At 31.0% G+C, this 8,016-nt stretch carries 9 protein-coding genes; 8 read left to right on the top strand and 1 reads right to left on the bottom strand.

Features of this window, described 5'->3' with window-relative positions:
• The 4 genes from ACF91D_RS29010 to ACF91D_RS28995 form a co-directional block, all read left to right on the top strand.
• Window positions 1-1,128 (top strand): Gfo/Idh/MocA family protein (locus tag ACF91D_RS29010; RefSeq protein WP_392438213.1); only part of this gene is annotated, 1,128 nt, incomplete at its 5' end.
• 38 nt (window positions 1,129-1,166) lie between these two features.
• Window positions 1,167-2,171, top strand: a complete 1,005-nt coding sequence (locus ACF91D_RS29005; protein WP_119624391.1) for a Gfo/Idh/MocA family protein — start codon at window positions 1,167-1,169, stop codon at window positions 2,169-2,171.
• A gap of 301 nt (window positions 2,172-2,472) precedes the next feature.
• Window positions 2,473-3,291, top strand: a complete 819-nt coding sequence (locus ACF91D_RS29000; protein WP_107527748.1) for an ATP-binding cassette domain-containing protein — start codon at window positions 2,473-2,475, stop codon at window positions 3,289-3,291.
• A gap of 2 nt (window positions 3,292-3,293) precedes the next feature.
• Window positions 3,294-4,004, top strand: a complete 711-nt coding sequence (locus ACF91D_RS28995) for an ABC transporter permease (protein ID WP_107527749.1) — start codon at window positions 3,294-3,296, stop codon at window positions 4,002-4,004.
• Between the two features lie 139 nt (window positions 4,005-4,143).
• Here the strand turns inward: ACF91D_RS28995 and ACF91D_RS28990 are convergent, their stop codons facing one another.
• Window positions 4,144-4,335 carry a hypothetical protein gene (locus ACF91D_RS28990; RefSeq protein ID WP_042738704.1) on the bottom strand — a complete coding sequence of 64 codons (192 nt, stop codon included), beginning with the start codon at window positions 4,333-4,335 and terminating at the stop codon, window positions 4,144-4,146.
• Between the two features lie 216 nt (window positions 4,336-4,551).
• On the opposite strand from ACF91D_RS28990, the gene ACF91D_RS28985 reads away from it, so the two are divergent.
• The 4 genes from ACF91D_RS28985 to ACF91D_RS28970 form a co-directional block, all read left to right on the top strand.
• A complete protein-coding gene (locus ACF91D_RS28985) occupies window positions 4,552-5,361 on the top strand; it encodes a VOC family protein (protein ID WP_107528010.1) in 810 nt (269 codons plus the stop codon).
• Window positions 5,362-5,375: 14 nt separating this feature from the next.
• Window positions 5,376-5,579, top strand: coding sequence for a DUF6501 family protein (locus tag ACF91D_RS28980; RefSeq protein WP_107528009.1), 204 nt, complete (start codon window positions 5,376-5,378; stop codon window positions 5,577-5,579).
• Window positions 5,580-5,857: 278 nt separating this feature from the next.
• Complete coding sequence (locus tag ACF91D_RS28975) at window positions 5,858-6,649, top strand: ATP-binding protein (RefSeq protein WP_107528008.1); 792 nt, start codon at window positions 5,858-5,860, stop codon at window positions 6,647-6,649.
• 12 nt (window positions 6,650-6,661) lie between these two features.
• Window positions 6,662-8,016 (top strand): hypothetical protein (locus ACF91D_RS28970; RefSeq protein ID WP_392438211.1); only part of this gene is annotated, 1,355 nt, incomplete at its 3' end.

Here is an 8,016-nt window from a genome sequence, read left to right as displayed (position 1 = left end):
ATCATAGGCTTTGGTGCACAGGGAAGTACTTATGCAGAATTTATCAATAGTGGCAAAGTTGAAAATATCGTTATTGGTGGCATTTGTGATATTGATCCAGCAAAAAAAGTACAAGTTCAACAACTTTATCCAAATGTGCCATATTTTGATAGTTATCAATCATTAATCAAAAGTGGTGAAGTGGATGCAATAGTTACAACAGTACCACATTATCTACACACTGAAATTGGAAAATATGCCTTAACACATGAAGTTCATGCATTGTTAGAAAAGCCTGCTGATATATACGCTTCTAAAGTACAAGAAATTACTGACTTAGCACAAACTAAACCTCATTTAACATTTGGTATATTTTTCAATCAACGTACTAATCCGCTATATCAAAAGGTAAAATCACTTATCGATACTGGTGTAATTGGCAATATCCGTCGTACAAATTGGATCATTACTACTTGGTGGCGACCACAAGCGTATTACGATCAAAGCGCGTGGCGTGCAACATGGTCACAAGAAGGTGGCGGTGTACTAGTCAACCAAGCGCCGCACCAAATCGATTTATTACAATGGCTATGTGGTTTACCGAATAAAGTATATTCAAACATTAAATATGGCTACCAAAGAAAACTCAACGTCGATGATGATGTTACAACAGTTCTAGATTATGGTAATGGAGCGACTGGTGTTTTTATCACTTGTACTCACGATGTGATAGGCACAGATCGTTTAGAAATAACTGGCGATAAAGGGAAGATACTTGTTGAAGACAGTTCTAAATTAACCTTGACACGTTTAAACAAATCAGAAACATCTATGAACAATACAATGAATTGGTCTGAAGCACAAGAAATATTTAAAGGCAAAGCATTAGATGACATTTATAGTAGAGAAACATTTGAATTTAACAGTATTTGGGGAGAGCAACATATTAATGTACTTAACAACTTTGCAGCTAATATAATTGACGGAACACCTCTTATTGCTCCTGGAAGTGATGGTATTAATGGTGTTAATTTAGTTAATGCATTTTATTTATCCAGTTGGCTAGGTAGAGAAGTTACACTTCCAGTTGATTCACAACAGTTTGAACTCGAATTAAACAAACAAATCACAACTGAGAAAAACGAATAATAAATCTATTATAAACAAAGTCAAATGGAGTGAATATTATGCTAAATATCGGTATTGTTGGCCTTGGTGATGTATCAAATATCCATATACAAGCCATTAATAATAATCCACATGCGCAAATTATCGCTGTATGTGATAGTGATCAATCCCTTAAACACAAAGTTCCGGAAGTTCCTTTTTATGAAAAGCTTCAAGATATGTTAAATTACGAAGATCTTGATTGTGTCCATATTTGTTTACCGCATTATTTGCATTTATTTGCTACAAGACAATGTGTGGAACAGGGTGTCCACGTACTTCAAGAGAAGCCCTTAGCACTTAATGCAAGGGAAGGCTCTGAATTATTAGAACTAGAAAAAGCATATCCACATATTAAAATTGGAATCTGCTTTCAAAATAGATACAATAAAACATTTCAAACATTACAAAAAATTGTAGAAAGCAATATATATGGTCCAATAAAAGGAATAAAAGCACTTGTCACATGGTCACGTCCAAATAGCTATTACACTGATAAACCGTGGCGTGGCGAGTTAAAACATTCTGGTGGAGGCGTATTAATTAATCAAGCAATTCATACATTAGATTTAATGCAACTTCTAGGTGGTTCAATGAATTCAATTCGCGGTAATACCACACAACTTTTAGATTACAATATTGAGGTTGAAGATACTGCTTCAGCAAATATTATTTTTAACAACAAGGCGCATGGTCTATTTTTCGCAACAAATGCTAGTATTTCGAATAGTAGTATTGAATTACAAGTTATCTTTGAAAATGAAAAGCTTACCATAAAAGATAATATACTGACACGCGTTAATTCAGACAATATTAAAGAACAAATCGCAGCAGATGATATCATGCCAGGTACAAAATCATATTATGGCCCCAGTCACGGAAAACTAATAGACCATTTTTATAACTGTATAGATTATAATTTAAATCATTATATTCATGTTGAGGATGCAATTAAAGCCAATGTGATGATTGACGCCATAGTAAAATCATCACACACAAATCAAACTGTTATGTTAAATGAATAAATAAATTAAATATACAATAAGTGAAATGAATTCTTAAAAAAAGAGACAAATCCTATGTCGTTCTAATGCATTAGGGTTTGTCTCTTTAATTTAACTTCAAATATAAAGCAATTATTTACAATATGTATATATCTTTTACTAAAAATAATTAACATAAAGACTAATAGCTATCATTTATATTGATATTACACTCTAAATGATTGATTTTACTATTTAACTTTCATACAATTATTTTATGATAAGAACTTTCTAGCATATTAGTTAATTTATTTATTTTATGCAATAACAAAGGTGGGATAATATGGACTATGCCATCAAGGCAACAAATATATCTAAATATTATAATAAAAAGAGAATTATTGAAAATTTATCCTTTAATATTCCTAAGAATGCAATAACTTTAATAAAAGGGCAAAATGGGGTTGGTAAAAGTATTACGCTAAAATTATTAACCCAATTAATTACACCAACATATGGAGATATTGACTGTTCGTACACGATAAGCTATGCACCAGATACCTTACCAAAAAACATTAAATTAACAGTAGTGTCATATCTAAACTACATTAGGAAACTACACGTCAATAAAAGAAACTATATCGACAATGAAGGTTTAAATCACTTAATGGAACGCTTTAATTTGTCTTCGTTTCGCAATACACCTTTAACCGAATTATCAAAAGGTACATTGCAGAAAGTCAATATTATTCAGTGCTTACTGAACAATACTGATATATTAATCTTCGATGAACCATTCTCTGGATTAGATGAAGCAACCGAACAAACATTTATAAATTATTTATCTGAACTTGCGCATGATAAAACGATTATCCTAACTGCCCACAACCATATTATAGAAAATACTATAGTTACTCATGTGCTTAATTTAAATACTAAACAATTCTATCAGGTACACGATAAGAAAAACATTGAGTTGAAACAAATATTAATTCCAAATCAGAAAACGACATTGCCGAATGAAATTCAACAATATATTGCTGATCAAAAACAGGGAGAACACAACATTATTGCGCTTACAGCATTAAAAACGAATAGCAACCTTTTAATAAAGTCATTAATTGATCATAACTATGAAATCATAGAAGTAAAGGACCTATAACTATGCTTACAACTTTTATTAAATATGAACATTCAAAATTTATAAAATCTTATCTATACATAGCACCTGTATTTCTGTTCCTATTAAGCGTCGTAGGCATATATATTTATCGAAATATACCGATTTTATCCAGTTTCGCTTCGACAGCGATCATATTATTTATTATTTTAACTTGGATTACCATTATTAATTTCAATCAAGATGGTACGAACGAACGTCATATTCTATATTGCCAATTACGAAGTCGAGTAAGATATCTCAATAATAAGATATTGTATTTATTTATATTCAGTTGTCCATTAATTGTGTTAGCAATGGTCTATCCAATAATAATTGGGGCGTTTGATAAAGCACTGACTCTCAATTTGCTCATCATTGGACTTATAGTTCATTGCCTAATGAGTGTCTTTGGAATCTTACTAGGTACTTTTGTTACCAATACTATAATTAAGAGTAAGAAATACACTTGGCTACTGACAACCTTAATTGTGGTTATCATCTTAACAAAGACTATGCTATTAGAAAGTTTACCGTTATTAAAATGGATCTTATGGGTGTTTCCACCAATCGATCGATTTATCAATTTATTAACATCTGATAACTTACAATTTACAAATTTTCAATTTCTTAGTGCTATATTATTAGCAATTATTTATTGCAGTTGTGCATATATCATTATTAAATTACTATTTCACAGAACATCTGACTTATAAATATAATAGCTATCTACATAAGTTGTCGGTAAAACAATCACTACATCAAAAAAACGAGTTAACCCGTATGCATTTGCATCAACGTTAACTCGCTTTTTTATGAAAATTAATCATTATATTTATATTGCTTTAAAATCATTTAAGCAATAAACAAAAACAATTCAATTAGTGCAATAATCAAAAATACTAGAAAGATTATTCCATAGATATTATTATTAGATTTTGCAGAACCTTTGGCTTTCTGTTTACTATTTAAGTTAGTTACGAAAGTGATTCCTGAGTAAACTGCAATTAACACTGTGATTGCAAAGATAATCCAAATTCCAGACATAAAATAACGCCCCTTCACTTTACTTTTACTTAAATTGAAGTTTTACCTAAAATTTATATTTTATGATATATACATTTTAATACATTTCAAGTCTATATCCAATGCCATTTAATTATAATTTTGTGAACGGTTGAATAGAACGACAGTTCGTCATACAAATATACTGAAAAATACGTTATAATAAGTTGAAAAGACAAAAATAGAGGGGTACATTAAATGAATGGTCTTAGAAGTGTTACAACAGGTACAAGCGATTTAGCGAAAACTAAAACATTATTTAAAGATATACTCGGACTGAATGTTGCAGAAAAAGGTCAGGCCCTTCGATTTGGAGATGCTGAATTAAATTCTGGGACACGACTGCATTTTGTCGAAATACCAAATTATGATAACCGTAATAACCATATTGAAAATATTGGTCTTCGTATACCTAGTGATGAAGGACTTAATGAGTATCAAGAAATATTAACGAAACATCAAATTGCCTTCGAAGAAATTACAGATTTGAATGGTCATAAATACTTTAATTTTAAAGACGATAATCTTCAACCTTTTAATATATATTCAAATGAGCATAATACTGGAGCACCACTCGGTATGCCTACATTTGAAAGTACAGTAAATCCGTTACATCAAATACAAGGGTTGGGTCCAGTTATAATCAGAGTTAATGAATTATTACTTACTCAATCGGTATTAACTGAAGTGTTCGGATTAATACATTTTGCTGAATATAAACCTTCAGCAACTGCAGATTATAAGGTTCAAGTATTTCAAATTGGTGATGGTGGACTAGGTGGCGAGTTGCATGTTCATGCCTCTGATATCCCACTAGAATTACCTGAACACGGTATTGTAGAGCAAATCGAATTTGCCACAGAATCTAAATCACAATTTCAACATGCAATTGACCAATTAGAATCAATTGGTATCAAATATCAAAGTCTTGATCAAAATGGCGAAAGATCCATTAGAATTTCTGAGAATAGCGGTATCACATTTATCTTAACATTAGAAGGACAATAGAAAGGATTTTTAAAATGCTACACGAAACTTGGAAAGACCATACACCAATTAAAAAGGTCGAAGTTACACATACAGATGCTCAAAAATTTAAAGTATCGGATATGTTAACTGTTGGCAAAGTATATGATGTAATTAACGAAACAGAAGAATATTATCAAATTATTGATAATTCTGGGCTTGTTGGTGGCTATTACAAAACTTATTTTAAGGAAGTTTAAACAATATACACCGAAATCATATAATGTATTAATTAATTAAACACTTATTCATTTATTTTCATCAAATTTAGACTAGAATTTGGAATGGCAAGCGTAATATTTAAAAGAAAATATTATGATTCACTTATTTTTTAAGTAATGTGAGTTATAATATTTTTATTTGATATTACTTTCGGACACTTTTAACAGCAACCGAAACGACGCATACTCATTTCAAATTCCGGTCTATTTTTAATGTGTCGATATAATAGAAAAGGTTAGATAAGAGGAGAATAACAATGGCAAATGCACAATATATAAACAAAGATGAAACTGTATTTAATGATGCAATCTCACTAATGGAATTAAACAAAAACTTATTATTAAAAGGACCAACAGGTTCAGGTAAAACGAAATTAGCTGAATCATTAAGTGAACATCTAAACAGACCAATGCATCAAATTAACTGTTCTGTAGATTTAGATGCAGAAAGTTTGTTAGGATTTAAAACAATACAAACAACGGATAACGGTTCGCAAGAAATTGTTTTTATAGATGGACCAGTGATTAAAGCTATGAAAGAAGGGCACTTACTCTATATTGATGAAATCAATATGGCTAAACCTGAAACATTGCCTATATTAAATGGTGTGCTAGATTATCGTAGAAAGTTGACGAACCCCTTCACAGGAGAAGTCGTAAACGCTGCTCCAGGTTTCAATGTAATTGCTGCTATTAATGAAGGATACATCGGTACGTTACCAATGAATGAAGCATTGAAGAACCGTTTTGTAGTAATTCAAGTAGATTATATTGACGGGGACATCTTAAGTGATGTCATTAAAAAACAAAGTCAATTACAAGATGAGAAACTGATTCAAAGTATTATTAAATTCAATGAAGACTTACGTACAATGTCGAAACAAGGGCAAATTTCAGAAGAAGCAGCTAGTATTCGTGCATTATTAGACTTAAGTGATTTAGCTACAATCATGCCAATAAAAAGAGCAATTAAGAGAACGATAATTGATAAACTTGAAGATGAAAGAGAACAACAGGCGATAATCAATGCAGTAGAATTAAACTTTTAGTGAGGGATAATCATGAGTGATCGTTTTATTAAATTTAACGACGAGCAATTAGATGCAAAGCAAGTGATGATGCTTCAAGATTTAGCTCGATTACTTCTAAAAAATGAACAAACACAAGTAAAAATACAAAAATTCCCTTATTATGACCCGATTCAGAATATATTAATTACCAGTTCGTTTTGGTCACATAGAGAATCAGATATAGAAACAATGGGCTTAAAAACAGACGTACTACTTGCTGCATATGGATATAAATTAATGGATGAAACTGTGGTCCATGAGGTTATCCATAACGATGAGTTTGAGCATCCTAAATTTTTCCAACAAATTTTTAAGTTATTAGAGGATATGCGAGTATTAAATTTTATTATGTCAGAAAGACCTTCGACAACAAATGCCATACGAAAACGTAAAGCAATTCGTTTGAATTTTACACAAACACAAATCAATGTTTATAAGACTAAAACAACATTTACAGATTTATTATTTTTAAGTTTGGAAAAGTCATTTTTACAAGAGAACTTTTATGATTTACCGGATATTAATTCACAGATTGATGATGCAGTATTCGTAATGTATCAATATTTACCTAACTTTTTCCATAATTCAACATCTGAAGATAATATGTATTTAGCTGAGCGAATCATGTATCAAATAGATCACTTATTAAATGAAGATATGTTAAATGAATATTATCATTTACCTAAAAAGGTGTATGAAACAATGCATGAATTAAAATTTGAAGATTTAACACGTACAGACGCGAGCAATGTTGACGGTCAAAATCAAGAAAGTGATAAAGATGCAGACATTGTAGCAGAAGAAATGGAATCTAATAACCAAGATAGCGCTTCAGAAGGTGGGGCATATCTAGAAATGGAATTACATGAAGGTGAAAATAGTGATGTCATGAGTGACAATGATACAGCTAGAGAAGGCGATCCATCAGATGATATGACAGATATGCAATCTAAAAAAGGTAAAGGTACTACTACTGAACGTGAAGATGAAGGCGGAGAAAACGTAGGAGTTAATCCAGCCTTTGCCTTAACAGGTATCAATGAAAATGTTGAAATTAAATGGAATAAACCTGATATCTTACCGGAATACCTAACGCAATATCAAACTGTTGAGTCACAAGTTCAATTTGAAACTAAGGACTTAATTCAAATCATTAAAAAGGCAATTGATCGTGAATCGCAAGATGCAAGTCATAATTTAACAAAAGGTAGATTACAAAAGTATGTACGTAATTGGTTTATCGATGATCAATATAAATTCTTCTACAAAAAGCAAGATTTGAGACAATCTGTCGCTGCTCCTTTCACTTTATTAATAGATGCGTCTGCTAGCTTGCAAGATAAATT

This window comes from Staphylococcus sp. 231237_7MaSpsaltlick (assembly GCF_043107035.1).
The sequence above is the reverse complement of the archived record's forward strand: the minus strand, read 5'-3'. Positions and strand labels throughout refer to the sequence as shown.

Excerpts from the sequence above, each read along its gene's own strand:
- ACF91D_RS28980 (WP_107528009.1), top strand. The coding sequence starts at position 5,376 with ATGCTACACGAAACTTGGAAAGACCATACACCAATTAAAAAGGTCGAA.
- ACF91D_RS29005 (WP_119624391.1), top strand. The coding sequence starts at position 1,167 with ATGCTAAATATCGGTATTGTTGGCCTTGGTGATGTATCAAATATCCAT.
- ACF91D_RS28985 (WP_107528010.1), top strand. The coding sequence starts at position 4,552 with ATGAATGGTCTTAGAAGTGTTACAACAGGTACAAGCGATTTAGCGAAA.
- ACF91D_RS28995 (WP_107527749.1), top strand. The coding sequence starts at position 3,294 with ATGCTTACAACTTTTATTAAATATGAACATTCAAAATTTATAAAATCT.
- ACF91D_RS28975 (WP_107528008.1), top strand. The coding sequence starts at position 5,858 with ATGGCAAATGCACAATATATAAACAAAGATGAAACTGTATTTAATGAT.
- ACF91D_RS29000 (WP_107527748.1), top strand. The coding sequence starts at position 2,473 with ATGGACTATGCCATCAAGGCAACAAATATATCTAAATATTATAATAAA.
- ACF91D_RS28990 (WP_042738704.1), bottom strand. The coding sequence starts at position 4,335 with ATGTCTGGAATTTGGATTATCTTTGCAATCACAGTGTTAATTGCAGTT.